We start from the raw sequence: 18,666 nt of genomic DNA on the forward strand, positions 1-18,666 counted from the left end.
TCCGATTTACCGAATTGTTGTTTTGCCCAATGAGTATGTTCGTTAATCATAATGTGCCCTCAAACAAGATTTGAAGATCTGATCATGACATTGAGATTTAGTTCAAAAAAATCCCCGCTAATTTCTTAGCAGGGATTTGTGTATAAGAGACAGCTAAGACAGTGGCAATACAAACCCTCATCAATGGGTTATCAAAACGTACTTGTACAGCTCGATTTTGCAATAAACAATGAAGTTGCTAATACCGATTTAATAGAGCGAATTAAAGTATCGCACTAACTTTATTAGATTTTTCAAGACTACAAAGCAAGCGCCCTTTTAGGCTGCTTGCTTTGTGGTTTTACGCCATAAAGTTATAAGCTCACCACAATCATGGATATGGCTGTAACCAAACCAATAAACCACACTAATGAGCGAATTATATCTAGGTTCATATAGTAAAAAACGCAATACAAAATACGCGACACAATATGCGTAACCGCTAGCGTTTCGGTCACTGCACCTACAGAGTTAGTGCCCAGTACAACTGCAATAGCGACAGCAAAAACAGCGAGCGATTCAAAACAGTTTTGATGAGCAGCGAGCGCCCGTGCACCAAAGCCGGTTAATTTTTTTTGTTGCGCTCTTGGATGTTTATTGTCGTATCGACCTAATTTTGCCATTGCTATAGCAACCGGCACTTTTGCAAAGTAAGGCATTAATACCGCAAGTAATGCACATACAACTAATGTTGTCATAATTTATCCTTTTGATGTTTCGGATAATTTAGCATAAGCGCAATAAAAAAGCCGCCAGATACGTTTTATGACAAACGCTGGCGGCTAACAATAACATCAGGCTTACTATAGCTAAATATATCCTCAAACCCATGCGACATAATGTCGCAGATGATGAATATTCAACATCATAGTTAATGCATCGCTTTACTTCACAAAGCTTGTTAACTTTACTGCCTTACATTTTAACGATGACGACCATGACCTGGATATTTTTCACTTTTTTAGCCGCCTTCATGCAAGCATGGCGTAATGCCCTGCAAAGTAAATTAAGTAGTAATGTCAGTGTTGCTGGCGTAACCCTCTCCCGCTTTATTATTGCGGGGCCTATTGCGGCGGTGTATTTATATGGTTTGTATCAATATCAAGATACCGCCATGCCTACGTTTAATAATGCCTTTTGGGGATTTATTATTGGCGCAAGCGTTATGCAAATACTCGCCACTGGTTTAATGGTTAAGTTATTTAAAATGAATAACTACGCTGTAGGGGCTGGTCTTGCTAAAAGCGAGGCGTTAGTGGCTGCCATTTTAGGTGTATTATTTTTTGGCTCAGCACTTTCTTTACTTGGTTGGCTTGGTGTATTTTTTGGCGCTATTGCCGTATTGCTACTTAGTGGCATAACCAGTGTAAAAACCTTTAATGCTAAAACGGCTTTGTTGGGGCTTGCATGTGGTACTTGCTTTGCGCTTACATCACTGTGGGTACGTGAAGCGAGTTTAAATTCGGGGTTACTATTTCCACACTCTGCCGCTTGGGTTTTACTGTTTGTAATTAGTCTACAAACGCTAATATTACTTGGCTATTTATTATTAAAAGAGCCGCAAACACTCAGTAAACTGTGGCAATACAAAAGCACTACAGCCGCAATTAGTGTTTTTAGTTGTGTCGGTTCTATTGGCTGGTTTAGTGCAATGAGCTTACAGCACGTTGCTTACGTTAAAACACTTGGACAGGTTGAAGTGTTTTTTACCATGCTAATTGCCGTACTTTGGTTAAAACAGCCACTTAAAAAACAAGATACTGCAGGCTTAATACTCATCGCCATCGCCGCTGTTTTGGTCATGTTGCCAAGTTAAGAGCATAAAAAAGCGCAGGCTTTTATACCTGCGCTATTCATAATTAAGCGTTTATTTGAATTATTAATTAAGAGCTTATTTTTAGCGTTATCACACCACTAATAATCATCAGTACACCCGCAATACGACCAAATGTAGCGGCATCGTTATAAAACAATATACCCACTACAAACGTACCTGCAGCGCCAATACCGGTCCACACTGCGTATGACGTACCCATCGATATTTGCTTTTGGGCAAGCCACAACATAAAGCCACTAGCGACTAAAAAAGCCACCGCTATTGCAATACCCTGCCAGCGAATATCTGAGTTTTGCGATATTTTTAAACCTATCGGCCAGCCAATTTCAAGTAAACCGGCAATAACCAAATAAATCCACGCCATTAAACATCTCTCTTTTTCAAAATGACTTCGTATAAATCTTCGCGGCGATCTTTTAAGTTACGCACTGTACCTTCGCTATGAAGAATTTTTAGTTTATCCATATCAAGGTCGCTAAATAACAGCATTTCTGTATTTGGCGTGGCTTCGTTAAGTGTTGCATCGTGCGGGAACGAAAAGTCCGATGGCGTTAACACTGCCGATTGTGAGTACTGCACATCAAGGCTTTCTACTTGTGGTAAATTACCTACCGAGCCTGCAATAACTACATAACATTCGTTCTCTATTGCGCGTGCTTGTGCACAGTGGCGTACACGTAAATAACTATTTTTAGTATCTGTCCAAAATGGTACAAACAAAATATCGAGCCCTTGCTTAGCTAATATGCGTGAAAGCTCAGGAAACTCTACGTCGTAACAAATTTGAATACCTACACGCCCGGCATCGGTTTCAAATACAGCAATTTTGTCGCCGCCTTGAATAACCCAATCGTTTTGCTCATGCGGGGTAATGTGTATTTTACGCTGCTCATCTATTTTACCGCTGCGGTGACATAAATAACTCACGTTATAAATTTTATCATCTTCGGCAAGCGGCATAGAGCCGGTAATAATATTGGCGTTGTATTCTATTGCCATACGCGACATCGCGTTTTTAAACGTTTCGGTATATTCGGCTAAATAACGAATCGCTTCCGTTTGGTTGCTTTGATTTCCTAAACCCATTAATGGCGCGTTAAAAAACTCAGGGAATAGTATAAAGTCACTTTTGTAGTCAGATACGGTATCTACAAAGTATTCAACCTGCTTTAGCATTTCTTCAACCGATTCAACACAACGCATTTGCCATTGCACAGCACCTACGCGCACAATTGATTTAGTTGACTCGAGTACCGTGTCGGTTGGTTCATACATAATGTTATTCCACTCAAGCAAAGTGGCGTAACCAACTGACTCTTGATCCTCCGGTAGGTACTTTTTAAGTAAACGCTTTACCTGAAAATCGTTAGATAACTGAAAGCTTAAAATAGGATCGTATAGCTCTCTCTGATCTACTTTTGCAATGTATTCCATTGGCGTCATTTCACTACTGTGATTGTAATAACGCGGAATACGACCACCCGCTAAAATAGCGCGTAGGTTATATTGGCGGCACAGTTCTTTACGGGCATCATAAAGGCGACGACCTAAGCGCATGCCTCTGTGAGTTTCGCTTATTGCTACATCTAAGCCGTATAGCGCATCGCCGTCGGTATCGCTAAATACACGGTCATGACCATCTGCAATGTCTTCGTAGGTATGCGGGTTTGAAAAACGTGTGTAATCAACTTGTACGCTCAGCGCTAAGCCCACCAGCACGCCGTCATCTACAATACCGATTTGCCCTTCAGGAAATTGGTCTATTAATCTAAAAATGGTATGACTTGGCCACGCACCACCTAAGTCGGGATACGCTTGATCCATCAAGGTTTTAATTTGCGGATATTGCTCTCTGGTTAAGTTACAAATTTCAAGATGGGTTTTTTCTGCCGACATACACAACTCCTTTAGGCATAAGAAAATAAAAGCCGAATGTACGCTCGATTAAATCAAGAATACACTCAGCTTTGTATCATGTTTTTTACTTTAGATGTACTACTTTAAACTGCGATAAAAGAGTGTGGTTACTTTCTCTTTTGGTAACCAGCCTGCGTATTCAAGACCAAGTCCTGCCAATGGATCGGCTTTAAGTACTTGCTCTAAGCTTGCATTATTTTGCATTGCTTTTAGCATTACGTCTTTCGCGTTTTGAACTAGCTTACCATACGCTATCAGTCCTGAACGGTCACTTACCTTACCGTGTCCTGGTATTACTTTAGTGTTGTCGTCAATTTGTTTAACTACATCGTCTACTGCCGCTAAAATACCATCAACGCTGCCGCCGCTATCTACATCAACAAACGGTAAGCTGCCAAAATTAAAGTAAATATCGCCCATGTGCACTATGTTGTCGTTACTAAAAAAAACAACCGAGTCACCATCGGTATGTGCATGTTCGTAATGCACTACATGGGCGTGTTCATTATTAAAATGCAGTTTTAAATCGTGACCAAAACTAATGCGCGGTAAAAAGTCTGACCCTTCTCCATGCTGCTCTTCTAAACGTTTGTGTACATTGTCGTGTGCTATAACGTGCGCACCCGCTTTAGCAAAGTTCTCGTTGCCACCGGTATGATCGCCATGATGATGCGTATTAATAACAAACTCTGCACTGCCTGGTTTTAGATCGCTAATCGTTTTTTTAATATCGTCTGAGAGTTTGGCAAACTGATCATCAATAATATAAATGCCATCATCGCCTACACTTGCTGCAATATTACCGCCTTGCCCAAATAGTACGTATATATGCTCACTTAGCTTTTGTGCTGTTATTGGACCTTCATCTGCTTGCGCTGCTGTACTTAGTAATAAACCTGTTATTAATGCGGGTAGTATTTTTTTCATTTTAGTTCTCTGTTGTATGAAGTAATTAATATAGAACGTTTTTATCACTATTTAAGCTCACTCACTTATCACTTAAACGTTATTTAATAGGACTTATGACTATTTGATGCATAAGTGTTTGCGGCAATAAAGGTGTATGTTTACCCTCTACGTAATCACTAAACCCCGCTCTATAAAATTCAGAAAGAGGATGCCCCGATTGCCCACCGGGAATAGCTAAAATTGCATGTTCTAAATGCCCAGGTTGAGCAATAAAGCGCTGCGATGCGCCAAAACTACGCCCTTGTACGGCGGGCATGTAGCTACCACCAAAACCCGCTGCTGTGGGCATATTTAATAACTTAGCAAGTAACGGCATTTGCTTTGCAAACGGATGCTCTATCACTAACTCATTGACCTTGCCCCACTGCCAGCTTTGTACATTATTACCAAATTGCTCATTAAGCTTAGTGATAGTTTGGTTAAATGCACCGTGTAATTGTGCATCCCAGCTTTTAAATTGCGGGTTTATCCACGTATCGGGTTTGTTATTAATAAGCTGCCAAACTGCGGGCTCTAAATCTCGTTTTACGTATTTAAGTGTGCCTTGCTGTTTATTTAATTCGTCTTCAATACTACTAAATAGAATATTAATCACTTCATCGCGGTAGCGCTTAACTAAGGTATACCCTATGGAGGTTGAACACGCACATTGCTGCCAATTTTCGAGCGCTGTTATATATTGCTGATTTTTGGTTTGATCTGTTTTTAATTGCTTTAATAGCAAAGCATGCCAAGGCATTAAAAAGCGAGCTTGGTTATCGAGCTGTAGTGCGTAAAAGTCGCTCTCTGCAAATGTTTGTTTTTCAAATAATCTATCGCGGATTTGGCTCGAACGTGCACCGAGTGCATAGCCACCATTGCCAAAGCGGGCGTTATCTTCAGCCGATACCACGCGAGAATTACCAGTCCATAATCGACCGTTTTGTGGGTTTTTAATAAAGGGGCGTTCTAATTCGGTTTGCTGCCAAAGCGCTGAGTAGTCACCGGCATTTACACCGAGCTCACTTGGCGTTTTACGAGCCGGTATACCGCCCATATTTTTCCACGCTGCGTTACCTTGGCTATCTACCACCATTAGGTTTTGCACAGGTATTCCTACATCGCTTGCGACAGCAAGTGCATCATCTACTGTTTTGGCTTGTTCTAACTTTAATAGTTGCATATTAACGGCGTAAGGCTGATGTGCAGCCCAGCTCAATGCATAAGGTTTTTCGTTAATATATTTTACAGGGCCATATTCGCTAAGTATTAATGAATAGTTTTCAACCTCCCCATCGGGTAATACAATAGGTTCATCTACTTGCCATGTTTTACTATCATCGTTTAATGCAATCCAATCGGCTGTATCTAAATAACCATTAGTAAATCCCCATGCAACATTGTTGTTAGTGCCAACAACAATTGCCGGCGCTCCGGGCAGCGATACACCGGTTACCTGAGCGGGTTTTCCATTTTGTATATAATTTAGCTGAGCCCTGTACCAAATTACAGGCACTGCCATCGATAAATGCATATCATCAGACACCATTCCAGCGCCTGTTTTAGTCAACGTTCCTGTAACTGCCCAGTTATTACTGCCGCGCTCTTGGTTGGCTTCAATACTTTTAACTGTATGCTCTGTTTGAGTGGGAAAAGTAGGTATGCCGCCGCTATAAGGCGCTAATTTGCTGCCATCAAGCGCGGCTTGGTACTTACTTGGTTGCGTTAAAAAATCAACCATTTGCTTTGTGTACGCTTGCTCAATTTGAATGAGTGCTTGGTCACGTTCAAATGTCGCGCTTTGTAAATCAAGGTACATGCTAAATATCACAAGTAAGCTGTCTTCACTTTGCCATGGCTTTTGTGCTGCGCCTGTTAGTAAGTATTCAAAGCTTGAATACCCTACTTGCGCTAAACCTTCATTTACACCTTGAGCGTAACTTTTAAGTAATTGCTTATCGGTCTCAGGCAGCGTTTGTAAAATAATTTGGCTGCGTTTGCGCAATTGATGAAAACGCATCTTTTTATCGAGCCCCAACGCGGCTTCGCCAAATAACTCACTTAGCTCGCCTGCGGCATTACGTCTTAGTAAATCCATTTGAAAAAATCGGTCTTGCCCATGCGCATAACCTAAACCATAGGCAACGTCGTTTCGGCTATTTGCATTTATCACTGCTTGCCCTAGTGCATCGCGCGAAATTTTTACGGGCTCTACTACCGCGTTACTACGTCCGTTTCCATCAAGGGCAGGTAAACTTAAACTAAGTACACCATAAACAACGGCGGTACTTGCCAGCCCTAAAATCACAATTAATAATAACAAGCGTTTGATTACTTTAAACATCAACCTTTCCTTTGCACGTTTTGACCAAGCGTTAAGGACATATAATAACCACAGTTTTATTAAATAATAATGTTCTTGCTCGCAAAGGGTGAAATAAACATCAAAATCCACGATAATGTCAGCTCCACACATCGTGCAGAACTAGTTGAGATCAATATGACTGAAAAAACATTTATCAAAGGTAAAGACCGCGACCTAGAATCGTCAATCTCTACCATGCAAAACAAGCTTGAAGCCCTACACATTAATGTTGAAGAAGCGCTTTGGCTTAACCCTGTAGCTAACTGTTATTCGGTTCATATAAAAGACAGTGACTGCGGTGTTATGTTTACCAATGGTAAAGGCGCAACCGACAAAGCATCTATTGCCTCAGCACTCGGTGAATACTTTGAGCGTTTAAGCTGTAACTACTTTTTTGCAGACTTTTATCTAGGTGAAGAATTTGCCAATGGCGAGTTTACTCATTACCCAACCGAAAAATGGTTTAAAGTTGAAGGCGACGAAGTACCACAAGGTATTATGGATGAAAGCTTATGGGATTACTTTGACCCAGAGCGCGAACTTAACGCATCACATCTCTTTGATTTTAACTCAGGCAATATTGATCGTGGCATTTGTACCCTGCCCTACACTCGCCAACGCGATAACCAAGACGTATACATTCCGGTAAACGTTATCGGTAATATTTTTGTATCTAACGGTATGAGCGCAGGTAACACGAAGTTTGAAGCGCGCGTACAAGGTTTATCAGAAGTATTTGAGCGCGCGATTAAAAACCGCATCATCGCCGAAGGCATTTGTTTACCAATCGTGCCTGAAGACGTTGTTAAGCAATATCCTAAAATTCACGAAGCGTGTGAAGAGCTTCGCAGCCATGGCTTTCATTTACGCATTGCCGATGCATCACTTGGGGGAATTTACCCAGTAATGAGCGTAACGCTTATTAACCCAACTGATGGCTCTGTATTTGCTTCTTTTGGTGCTCACCCATCATTTGAAGTTGCACTTGAGCGTACAGTTACAGAGTTACTACAAGGTCGTCGTTTAGATCAACTAGATGTATTCCAACCTGCAACATTTGATAACGATGAAGTAGCAACACCAGAGAACATTGAACTGCACTTTATTGATTCAAGCGGTTTGATTTCGCATGATTTCTTCCGTGCAAAACCTGACTTTGAATTTGTACACTGGGACTTTAGCGGCACAACAGAGCAAGAATATAACTTCTGTACTGACCTGATTCACAGCATGGATCACGATATATACATCATGGATTATACGCACCTAAACGTATACGCATGTCGTATTTTAGTACCGGGCATGTCAGATATTTATCCAGTTGATGAGCTTATTTGGCGCAACAACAACGAAGGCGCAAAATTTCGCGAAGCATTCCTATCGCTTGATCAGTACGATGCAGAGCAATGGATGGAAATTTACGACAGCCTAGAAGAAGCAGGTCATAGCGATATTATCCGCGCCGCAGAATTTATTGGTTTAGCAACCGATGCCGACACACCATGGCACACACTGCGTATAGGTGAACTTAAAGCGCACCTATGTTTAGCCGCAGGCAGCGAAGAAGCCATTGATTGGGTTGACTGGATACTTCATACAGGCCAAGTAAACGAAGATGCAATGCGCCACTTCCGCTGTTTAAAAGCGATTCTTGAAATTAAATACGATGACGAGCGCGAATACGCTGATTACCAAGATGCATTAGGCTTAATGTTTGGTGCTAATAATGTAGCGCTGGCTATTGAAATTGCCGAAGGTAAAAAGCAGTTTAACGGTTTAACTTTTCCAGGTTTATCGCTTGAAGGCTTTAAAAAGCATGCAGCATTACTTGATGGTTACCGCAAGCTACACGTAGCAAAGCAAAATCATTGGGCACGTGAAGTTAGCGATTCGTAACTCGCTAAACTACTAATTATAAAAAATAAACGGCGCATTTGTTAATGCGCCGTTTTCATTTATGTCATAAATTAGCTATAGTTAATTTGCCTAAATTAACGCCACGATGTAGCTAATGCCACCGTCTAGTAATAACAAAAAAACGAATGTTCATAACTTTAAGCTGACCTTTTGGTTATCGCTTACGCTAACTGTACTAGTTGGTGTTGTTCTTGATCGTATTAACTATAATCGTGTAAAAGATGCTCACCGCCTACAAATTCTTTCAGAAGTAAGTACTTATAGAGCTCAACTCGAATCAACCTTAGTTTCTAATATTCAACTAGTACGGGGTTTAGGTGTTGCCGTTGCCGCAGAACCGGGTTTAGAACAAGAACGCTTTGAACAAATCGCAGCCCCTCTTTTTGATACATCAAATGAACTTCGTAATATTGGTGGCGCTCCCAATATGGTCATTCAAATGACCTATCCTTTAAAAGGGAACGAAAAAGCAATTGGCCTTAATTTTTTAGATAATAAAAATCAGCGTACTGATGCACTTAGAGCCCGCGATACCAACACAATTATTATGGCAGGACCGCTAACATTAGTTCAGGGGGGGGAAGCATTAATCGCCAGGGTTCCGGTGTATACCCCTCCTAATAATGAGTTTTGGGGGTTGTTGTCGGTTGTACTCGATATTGACAAAGTTTATATCAATTCTGGCGTTTATGAATTAGAAAAACAGTACAACGTTGCCATTCAAGGGCGTAATGGCTTAGGTAAAAAAGGCGAGTTTTTTTTCGGCAATCAAAATATTATTCAGCAAGATCCTCTTGAGTTCACTCTAAATTTTCAAGGCGGCAGCTGGCAGTTATATGTAGCGCCAAAAATCGGTTGGAGCCCTCCTATTTCATCAATATGGCCACTTCGGTTATCGATTATTATTATTTGCGGATTATTAATTTGGGCCTTTTTATTCTTTTTGAAAATGCTTAATCGTCAGCAACAAAACGAAAAAATGCTTGAAGCAATGAGTGATCTAGCTCAAATAGGCGCATGGTCATTTAACTTAGAAACTAAACAAGTGTATTGGTCTGACATGACCAAAAAACTATTTAAATACCCATTAAATAACCAACCAGAATGGCCTAAAGATTTAAACTACTTTAAAAAAGGCACTAGCCGAGAAACAATTAAACCTTTAATTGAACGAGCCATAAAATATGGTGAAAGCTACGAAGTTGAATTAGAAGTAATGGATGCAGAAGGTGAATCTGTTTGGGTACTCGTACATGGTGAAGCAGAACGAAAGAATGGACGATGCACACGCATTTTTGGCTCACTACAGAATATTGATACCCGTAAAAAAATTGAATTAGAAAGCAATAAAGTTGCACTGCACAATGAAATACTCGCATCGCTAACCGTTAATAAACTCATATTAAACGGACAACTAAGCCAATCTAAAGACGTAATCACACAATCGATTTGCCAAGCATTTGACGTTAAACGTGCCAGCATTTGGTTTTTTAATGAAGATAAGAGTCAACTAAATCCGTTTGCAGTTCACAGCAATCAATTATCAAGCGACACCGTAGACCCTATTTGGCTAAGAAGAAATGCTAAAGACTTTTTTAATACCATTGATCATCAAGCTGTATTTAATGCTCCAGATGCACTAAATCACCCGGTTTTAACGCCTCTAAAAGCACACTATTTAAACCCTTTAGAAATTCAAGCCATGTTATGCGTGGTTATCCCAGCCGGTAGTGGAGCTTTGGGTGTTGTATGCGCAGAGCAATGTCAGTCACCTAGAAATTGGTCTCGTAACGAAGAGAGCTTTTTAATTGCCGTCGCAGCACTTATTGGCAGTTTGTACTCAAGCCAAAAACGTATTGAAACTGAACAAAAGCTGGTTGCTGCCAAAGAAACAGCAGAACAAGCTGTTGAAGCTAAAAGTGAATTTTTAGCAAGTATGAGCCACGAAATTCGCACCCCAATGAATGGTGTTTTAGGCATGCTTAATATAATTAAGCAAACGCAACTAGACCTGCAGCAAAAGCATCATATCGAACTTGCTCAGTCATCAGCTCAATCTTTACTTAATATAATTAACGACATATTAGACTTTTCTAAAATTGAAGCCGGTAAGCTCGATATTGAAAACGTGCAATTTAACCTACCTCGGTTATTAGGAGAAGTGGTTGAGTCGTTTGCTTTAAAAGTAGAGCAAAACAATACAAAACTTATTTTAGATGCCACTCAAATTACAGTTAGCGAAATAATTAGTGATCCGAACCGCTTACGCCAAATTTTGAATAACTTAATTGGCAACGCCGTTAAATTTACTATTGATGGCGAAGTAGTTATTACCGCCAAAGTGGATGAAACAACGGATGGCTCGTTCCTACAATGTTCGATTATTGATACTGGCATTGGTATTGACCCTAAAAAACAAGCGTCGTTATTTGATTCGTTTACACAAGCAGATACCTCAACTACACGCCAGTTTGGGGGCACAGGGCTTGGCCTTGCCATAGTAAAACAACTGTGTGAGCTGATGAACGGTGAAGTAAGTGTAAACAGCATGCAAGGTGAAGGAAGTACATTTTCTTTCACAATACAAATACAGCCTCGCTTAAGTAAAGAACAAGATTTACCGAGTCATTTAATTAAAAACAAACATATTTTAATTATTGATGAGTGCTCGTTAAATGCAAATACAGCCAGCAAACAACTCACGGTATGGAGTGCAAAGGTTAATTGCATACATGACTATCTTGAGGTTGATGATTATTTAAATAATGTAACCACCCACCCTGAAGCTATTTTAGTTGATTACTACTTTTTTGAAAAAGCGCCGCAAACGCATATAACTGCGCTTAAAAACTTTATAAATATGCATAGTTGCAAGTTAGTTCTTATGGCGCCAATGAGTTATTCACCTGAGGAGTCTAAAGTAGGTATGGAAGTCGACTGTATGATTTTCAAACCACTCACACCTTCTGATTTGTTTGACTCACTCACTAACGATAAATACATTGAACAACAGCAGCAACAAGCACAACTACAAAATAAACTAACTAAAGCACCAGTACTCGATTCATCAGAGCCACAACTACTGCTCGTTGAAGACAATAAAATAAACCAAGTAGTTGCCTCGGCGCTATTAAAGCAAGCAGGTGTGACTTTTGATATTGCTGAAAATGGGCTTGAGGCAATTGTAAAACTCAATGCAAAACAAGGTAAGCCATATAAGCTAGTTTTAATGGATTGCCAAATGCCTGAAATGGATGGCTACCAAGCCACTAAAGCCATTAGAGAAGGCGATGCAGGTAAGGGTAATGAAAATATTACTATTATTGCACTTACAGCCAATGCCATGCAGGGCGATAAAGAAAAATGCCTAGCAGCAGGCATGAACGACTATTTAAGTAAGCCGCTCGATTTAGCCGCCCTAAAACCTAAACTCCAGCAATGGCTTGGTATCCAATAAAGGTGTAAGCTAATAAAATACGCTTACTAATTTGAGATTATTTATGCAGTTATCAGCAAATCAACAACGTATTCTTGGTTGCTTACTAGAAAAACAAAGCACAACGCCAGAACATTATCCGCTATCGTTAAACGCTCTAGTGAACGCATGTAATCAAAAGTCTAATCGCGATCCTGTGTTAAATCTTACAGATAGTGACGTGCAAAACGCACTTGATGAACTAATAGACATGCGCTTGGTAACTATAGATGAAGGGCTTTCTGGTCGCGTAAATAAATACGACCACCGCTTTTGCAACACTGAGTTTAGTAATCTGCAATTTTCTGCTCAGCAACGTGCCATTGTTTGTTTATTACTTTTACGTGGTGCCCAAACCCCAGGTGAATTAAGAACTCGCAGTGCTAGGCTTGCTGATTTTAATAACGTAAATGAAGTAGAAACAGCGCTCAATAAACTGATTGAAAGCGATTACGCCCGTAAATTAGAACGAGAAGCAGGTAAACGCGACAGCCGATACATTCATTTATTTGGCGAACAACAAAATAATCCCGCCGATGCCTTTGTTGCTCTACCAAGCGAAGTAATTAAAGATAAAGAATTAAGTGATTTACTAGCAGAAGTAGAAGAATTAAAAGTAGAGCTTCGCAAAATAAAAGCTCATTTAAAACTTTAATTAATTAAGACTAAATCACATAATAAGTTTATTGCGTATCACATATTAAATTTTATAAGGAGCTGGCAATGCGCGCCGAAATTATGGCTGAAATGAAGGTTCAGCCAACGATTGATGTAAATGCTGAGATAACTCGCCGGGTTGCTTTTATTAAAGCACGTTTAGTAGCAGCTCACTCACGATCACTAATATTGGGTATTAGTGGTGGTGTTGACTCATCAACTTGCGGCCGCTTATGTCAACTTGCCGTAAACGAGCTAAATAAAGAACACGATACTGACAAATACCAATTTATTGCTGTGCGCTTACCTTATGGCGTACAAGCCGATGAAGACGAAGCGCAAATGGCGGTTGATTTTATCCAGCCAAGTAAACGTATGACCGTAAACGTACAACCTGCGGCTGATGCATTGCATGAGCAAGCGATAGCTGCTGTAGTTGGCTGTGGTGAAGCACTGCCTGAGCAAGCTCAGATAGATTTTGTTAAAGGTAATGTTAAAGCACGCCAACGTATGGTTGCTCAGTACGAAATTGCAGGCTTTTGCCAAGGCTTAGTAGTGGGTACCGACCATAGTGCTGAAAATATTACTGGTTTTTATACTAAATTTGGTGACGGCGCGTGCGATTTAGCTCCGCTATTTGGTTTATCAAAACGCCAAGTGCGTGCACTTGCTACTGCGCTCGGTGCCCCAGCTTTATTAGTAGAAAAAGCACCTACAGCTGATTTAGAAAGCGATCGCCCAGGCTTAACCGATGAAGAAGCACTTGGTTTGAGCTATGAGCAAATTGATGACTTTTTAGAAGGTAAATCTGTTTCTAAAGACGTTGAACAAAAGCTTGTAAGTATTTACATGCGTACACAACATAAGCGCCAACCAATTCCGACAATTTACGATTAATGTTTTAGTAAAATAAAGCAATTAACGCCTTTGAGGATTAATTGCTTTTTTGATCGACAGATTAAGAAACTGCGTATATTTTAGTAAATTAACGCTTTAAATTTTATAAACCAATTGCGTTAAATTAGTGATCTATTATAGCCCTAAGAAAATAGCGATAGATCGATCATGTTTTAACAATATTGGTATAAGTTACCCGCCAAAGAGAACACTGCCTTATATGACATCGCCCATCTTAATTACCGGCGCAGGCCAACGTATTGGTTTAGCGCTCGCTCAGCATTATATAGCCCAAGGGCAGGCTGTTATTATTACGTATCGTACTCGCCACAACGCTGTTGATAAATTAGAGCAACTAGGCGCTGTATGTATTTATGCCGATTTTAGTACCGATGACGGTATAAGTGCATTTATAAATACGCTTAAAGAGCATACAACATCGCTGCGCGCTGTTGTTCACAATGCATCAAGCTGGGACTGCGAAGCTAACAATCCTGACTTTGCAGTACTGTTCGATAATATGATGCGTATACACGCCAAAACACCGTATTTAATTAATTTAATGTGCGCTGAGCTGCTTATAAACTATCAGCAAAGTGAAAAAGTACCTGCTGATATAATTCACCTTACTGATTATGTAGTTGAAACAGGCAGCCCTAAACACTTAGCTTATGCAGCAAGTAAAGCAGCTCTCGATAACTTAACTAAATCGTTTAGCGCTAAATATGCGCCAAACATAAAAGTGAACTCGGTTGCTCCATCACTCATTATTTTTAATGAACATGACGATGAGCAATATCGAGCTAAAACCCTTAAAAAATCATTAATGGGCATTGAACCCGGATGCCAAGAAATTATCAATAGCATTGATTTACTATTACAAAGCCACTACATCACAGGGCGCTCTTTGCCTGTTGATGGCGGCCGTCATTTAAAGTAAATATAAATAAACTGAGATATTTATGCACAATGAATTAAAAGAAAGTTACGAAAAAATCATCACCGCAGTAGGCGAAGATGCTAACCGCGAAGGCTTACTTGATACGCCAAAACGTGCTGCAAAAGCAATGGAATATTTAACGCAAGGGTATCGTCAAACGCTTGATGAAATAACTAATAAAGCGGTATTTACATCTGACGCTGACGACATGGTGTTAGTGCAAGACATAGAGCTTTACTCTATGTGTGAGCATCATTTACTACCTTTTATTGGCCGTTGCCATATTGCTTATATTCCAAACGGTAAAGTATTGGGCTTGTCTAAATTTGCACGTATTGTTGATATGTTTTCACGCCGCTTTCAAATTCAAGAACAGCTAACGCATCAAATCGCTAAAGCAGTTGAGGAAGTTACTGGCGCTAAAGGTGTGGGCGTTATTGTTGAAGCAAAACACATGTGTATGATGATGCGTGGTGTAGAAAAGCAAAATTCAAGCATGCGTACATCAGTAATGTTAGGTAACTTTAGAAGCGACCCTAAAACACGCAACGAATTTTTGCAGCTTATAAAAGGTTAACCCTATGGCTAATGCAATTATTAACGTTACTAATTTGCGCCTGCGTACGTTTATTGGCTTTAACCCCGATGAGCGTGAAAAAAAGCAAGATGTAGTGATCAACCTAGAGATTCACTACCCTGCTGATGACGCGTGTAAAACGGATGAAGTTGACCAAGCACTTAATTATAAAGTGATCACCAAAGAAGTAATTAGCTTAGTAGAGCAAGGCCACTTTTTACTGCTCGAAAAATTAGTGGCTGAAATTCTTGCGGTTTGTCACTCACACCCAAGTGTTCATTACGCTAAAGCACGTGTTGATAAACCGCATGCACTGCGTTTTGCCGACTCGGTGTCGTTAACGCTTGATTGGGCTAAATAAGGCCTTAAAAAATTTATTTAAAAAAGCTTTTCGAATCCTACGGCAAGGGCGATAACCGCTAAATAGCGCGCGCCTTTGCCTAGTGTTACTAGTAATAAAAACATACTAAAGCGTACTTTAAATATCCCCCCAATTACAGTTAGCGGATCGCCTACTACTGGCAGCCAAGCAAACAACAAACTATACACACCGTATTTATTAAATTGCTTTTGTGCGCTATCAAGCCCTTTTTGCGATACAGGAAACCATTTTTTATCTTTAAAACGCAGTACCTGCGTGCCTAACCAGTAATTAACGCAGCTTCCCAATACATTTCCAAGTGTTGCTACGCACCACATAAGCCATAAATTAACTTTACCTTGGGCAATCATCCCCACCATTATCACCTCAGAAGAGCTAGGCAGTAATGTGGCAGATATAAATGCGCTAATAAATAACGTGAGATAAAGCATAATGCCCTTATGGCTAAACGTAAAAACCCAGCCTATAGCTGGGTTTATAATACCAATTTTATTAAAAACATGATCATTCTAGCGTATTAAATAACTCACTAACGACGTTAAAAATTATTTATATAGAACAACTATGTATCATAATTTTAGCCTTGTTATTGAGCTATTTTCTTATCGCTATAATAGATCACTAATTTAATGCAATTGGTATAAAAATAACTGAGGTTTTATTTTATCAAATTTAAACTAAACGGGTAATTAAACTCTTTACCTTCGTTAGCTTTAATACTCGCCATTACAACCATTACAAACCCAAAAATTGCCACTATAGGTAGTAATATTAAGCCTACTGCTACAAACATCAGTAAAAAACAAACTACATATGCAATTGCCATCGTTATTTGAAAGTTAAGCGCCTTTTTACCGTGCTCGTCAACAACTGGCATCTCATCTTTTTTAATTAACCACACAATTAATGGCCCAATTATTGAGCCAAACGGCACAATAAATCCGGCAAGCGCACTCAAATGGCATAACATAGCCCACATACGGTCATCTTTGTTAACTGGTTCAACCTGTTGATTTTCTTCCATAACACTCTCCTTTTTGTTTTATGTATGTTGCCTCTTAACTAAACAAATGTCTACAAATCAACCAACGTATTTGTATTTAAAAATCACAGCGTGAAATCTTGTGATAAAAAAGTGATAAGTTTGTGAGAGTTTCTGGAGACGATTATTCAATACTTAACTCGAATCATCACTTACAGGAATAATAATGAAAACTTCTACATTAACAATTGCAATTCTTTTAGCGGCAGCTAGCCAATCGACTATGGCCGCAGAATTAGACCTAAAAGTTACTAACCTAACCAAGGGTATTCACTTCACTCCACTGTTAATTACAGCACACAACAGCGAAGACACACTATTTGAAGTAGCAACAGAGGCATCTACAGCATTACAAACAATGGCTGAAGGCGGCAATATTGCAGAGCTAGTTGCACAAGCAACTGCAGCGGGCAGTGATATGGCTGCAAATCCAGCTGAAGGTTTACTTGCACCAGCCGCATCTACAACGGCAACACTAACAACTACTGACGGTAACGAGTACCTATCTTTAACTGCAATGATGCTACCAACTAATGATGGCTTTGTAGGCTTAAACAGCTGGAAAATCCCAACAGAAGCGGGTACTTACACAATTAATTTAAATGCTTACGATGCAGGCACAGAACAAAACAATGAGCTTGTAGTTGAAGGCTCTGGCGCTCCAGGTACTCCGGGGATTCCTGCGGCTCCAGGTGGCGACGCTGGCACTGGCGGTACAGGTATATTAAGTGGTGATACAAATACAAGCATCCATATTCACCCAGGTAGCTTAGGCGATGACGATTTAGAAGCGGGTAATAGCGATTTAAGTAATACAGTACACAGATGGTTAAACCCAGTAGCGCAATTAACCGTTACAGTTAAGTAGGAGCATGATTATGTCATCTGCTAACAACCTTAAAAAAAGTCTACTAGTGCTTGCACTTGCAACCACACTTGCAGCGTGTAGCGATAATGATAACGACCCAGTTGTTGAAGAGCCGGTCGTTGTTGAGCCAATTGTTGTAGAACCTGTGATCAGTGAGTTTACTATTACTTTTAGTAACTTAACTGCAGGACAGCCTTTGTCACCACTCTCTGTCATTGCTTTTGAAGATGAAGCACCTTGGACATTCGGTACAACAGCTTCTGTTGGTTTAGAAATGCTTGCAGAAAGCGGTGCAAATGAAGAATACCTCAGCTACGAAAGTGCACTTGCTGCAGTTTCAGCTGAAGGCGCTATTGGCCCTGGTGAAACCACCACAGTAATCATTACTGTTGAAGAGCAAGAAACGCTTAATTTGTCATTTGCTGCCATGCTTGGGAATACAAATGATGCTTTTACCGGTCTTAGTTCTTTAGATGTATCAACATTAGAAGTTGGCGGCTCGTTATCACGCACTACGACAGCTTATGATGCGGGTACGGAAGCAAATACAGAAACAGCTGAAACTGTGCCAGGTCCTGCCGCTAGCGGTGAAGGGTTTAACGAAATACGTGACGATACAGCCGATATAATAACGATGCATCCAGGCATTGTTTCAAATCAAGATGGATTATCTACATCAGCACTTGGTGTTGAACATAAGTTTGATAACCCAGTATCGAAAATAGTAATTACGCGCACGCAGTAACGTTCCAGCTTGTAATGGGGAAGTAAGGGAGCACGGATGCCCCCCTTTTTACGAGGTAAT

At 40.2% G+C, this 18,666-nt stretch carries 17 protein-coding genes and 1 pseudogene; 11 read left to right on the forward strand and 7 right to left on the reverse strand.

The features are described 5' to 3' along the window. Nucleotides 1-153: 153 nt before the first annotated feature. Nucleotides 154-279, forward strand: a pseudogene (locus I6F66_RS12785) (energy transducer TonB); the annotation flags it as partial. Between the two features lie 74 nt (nt 280-353). Here the strand turns inward: I6F66_RS12785 and I6F66_RS12790 are convergent. Continuing rightward, nucleotides 354-737, reverse strand: coding sequence for an MAPEG family protein (locus I6F66_RS12790; protein WP_197209335.1), 384 nt, complete (start codon nt 735-737; stop codon nt 354-356). A 230-nt stretch (nt 738-967) separates the two neighbouring features. Here I6F66_RS12790 and I6F66_RS12795 point away from each other — a divergent pair, with 230 nt between their 5' ends. Further along, nucleotides 968-1,855, forward strand: a complete 888-nt coding sequence (locus tag I6F66_RS12795) for a DMT family transporter (protein ID WP_197119572.1) — start codon at nt 968-970, stop codon at nt 1,853-1,855. A 67-nt stretch (nt 1,856-1,922) separates the two neighbouring features. On the opposite strand, the gene I6F66_RS12800 is transcribed toward I6F66_RS12795, so the two are convergent. From I6F66_RS12800 to I6F66_RS12815, 4 genes are all read right to left on the reverse strand, one after another. Then, nucleotides 1,923-2,240, reverse strand: coding sequence for a multidrug efflux SMR transporter (locus I6F66_RS12800; protein ID WP_197209336.1), 318 nt, complete (start codon nt 2,238-2,240; stop codon nt 1,923-1,925). After that, entirely contained in the window at nt 2,240-3,772 is a 1,533-nt protein-coding gene (locus I6F66_RS12805) for a bifunctional GNAT family N-acetyltransferase/carbon-nitrogen hydrolase family protein (protein ID WP_010554553.1), read from the reverse strand. The genes I6F66_RS12800 and I6F66_RS12805 overlap by 1 nt, the downstream gene beginning before the upstream one ends. 99 nt (nt 3,773-3,871) lie before the next feature. Next, complete coding sequence (locus I6F66_RS12810; RefSeq protein WP_197209337.1) at nt 3,872-4,720, reverse strand: MBL fold metallo-hydrolase; 849 nt, start codon at nt 4,718-4,720, stop codon at nt 3,872-3,874. A 79-nt stretch (nt 4,721-4,799) separates the two neighbouring features. Beyond that, the gene (locus I6F66_RS12815; protein ID WP_197119561.1) at nt 4,800-7,085 is read right to left on the reverse strand and encodes a penicillin acylase family protein; all 2,286 of its coding nucleotides are present in this window, start codon (nt 7,083-7,085) and stop codon (nt 4,800-4,802) included. Between the two features lie 156 nt (nt 7,086-7,241). Here I6F66_RS12815 and ycaO point away from each other — a divergent pair, with 156 nt between their 5' ends. From ycaO to folX, 7 genes are all read left to right on the forward strand, one after another. Further along, entirely contained in the window at nt 7,242-9,002 is a 1,761-nt protein-coding gene (ycaO, locus tag I6F66_RS12820) for a 30S ribosomal protein S12 methylthiotransferase accessory factor YcaO (RefSeq protein WP_024589636.1), read from the forward strand. Between the two features lie 115 nt (nt 9,003-9,117). After that, nucleotides 9,118-12,480, forward strand: a complete 3,363-nt coding sequence (locus I6F66_RS12825; RefSeq protein WP_197209338.1) for an ATP-binding protein — start codon at nt 9,118-9,120, stop codon at nt 12,478-12,480. Nucleotides 12,481-12,523: 43 nt separating this feature from the next. After that, on the forward strand, nt 12,524-13,153 hold the full coding sequence (locus tag I6F66_RS12830; RefSeq protein ID WP_007580511.1) for a YceH family protein: 630 nt from the start codon (nt 12,524-12,526) through the stop codon (nt 13,151-13,153). 68 nt (nt 13,154-13,221) lie between these two features. After that, nucleotides 13,222-14,052, forward strand: coding sequence for an ammonia-dependent NAD(+) synthetase (gene nadE / locus I6F66_RS12835; protein WP_197209339.1), 831 nt, complete (start codon nt 13,222-13,224; stop codon nt 14,050-14,052). A 220-nt stretch (nt 14,053-14,272) separates the two neighbouring features. Next, nucleotides 14,273-14,992 carry a dihydromonapterin reductase gene (gene folM, locus I6F66_RS12840; protein ID WP_010554547.1) on the forward strand — a complete coding sequence of 240 codons (720 nt, stop codon included), beginning with the start codon at nt 14,273-14,275 and terminating at the stop codon, nt 14,990-14,992. Between the two features lie 22 nt (nt 14,993-15,014). Then, the gene (gene folE / locus I6F66_RS12845; protein ID WP_002962341.1) at nt 15,015-15,569 is read left to right on the forward strand and encodes a GTP cyclohydrolase I FolE; all 555 of its coding nucleotides are present in this window, start codon (nt 15,015-15,017) and stop codon (nt 15,567-15,569) included. A gap of 4 nt (nt 15,570-15,573) precedes the next feature. Continuing rightward, the gene (folX, locus tag I6F66_RS12850; RefSeq protein ID WP_007377309.1) at nt 15,574-15,930 is read left to right on the forward strand and encodes a dihydroneopterin triphosphate 2'-epimerase; all 357 of its coding nucleotides are present in this window, start codon (nt 15,574-15,576) and stop codon (nt 15,928-15,930) included. A gap of 17 nt (nt 15,931-15,947) precedes the next feature. Here folX and I6F66_RS12855 read toward each other — a convergent pair whose 3' ends face one another. After that, nucleotides 15,948-16,382: a YqaA family protein gene (locus tag I6F66_RS12855; protein WP_010554546.1), complete on the reverse strand. Its 435-nt coding sequence runs from the start codon at nt 16,380-16,382 to the stop codon at nt 15,948-15,950. 227 nt (nt 16,383-16,609) lie between these two features. After that, on the reverse strand, nt 16,610-16,975 hold the full coding sequence (locus I6F66_RS12860; protein WP_165740922.1) for a DUF4870 domain-containing protein: 366 nt from the start codon (nt 16,973-16,975) through the stop codon (nt 16,610-16,612). A gap of 184 nt (nt 16,976-17,159) precedes the next feature. Here I6F66_RS12860 and I6F66_RS12865 point away from each other — a divergent pair, with 184 nt between their 5' ends. Both I6F66_RS12865 and I6F66_RS12870 read left to right on the forward strand, forming a co-directional pair. Further along, complete coding sequence (locus I6F66_RS12865) at nt 17,160-17,861, forward strand: spondin domain-containing protein (RefSeq protein ID WP_165729342.1); 702 nt, start codon at nt 17,160-17,162, stop codon at nt 17,859-17,861. A 10-nt stretch (nt 17,862-17,871) separates the two neighbouring features. After that, a complete protein-coding gene (locus tag I6F66_RS12870; protein WP_024607274.1) occupies nt 17,872-18,606 on the forward strand; it encodes a spondin domain-containing protein in 735 nt (244 codons plus the stop codon). Nucleotides 18,607-18,666 lie beyond the last annotated feature (60 nt).

The organism is Pseudoalteromonas sp. NZS100_1, from assembly GCF_015864285.1.
Taxonomy (GTDB): Bacteria; Pseudomonadota; Gammaproteobacteria; order Enterobacterales; family Alteromonadaceae; genus Pseudoalteromonas; species Pseudoalteromonas arctica.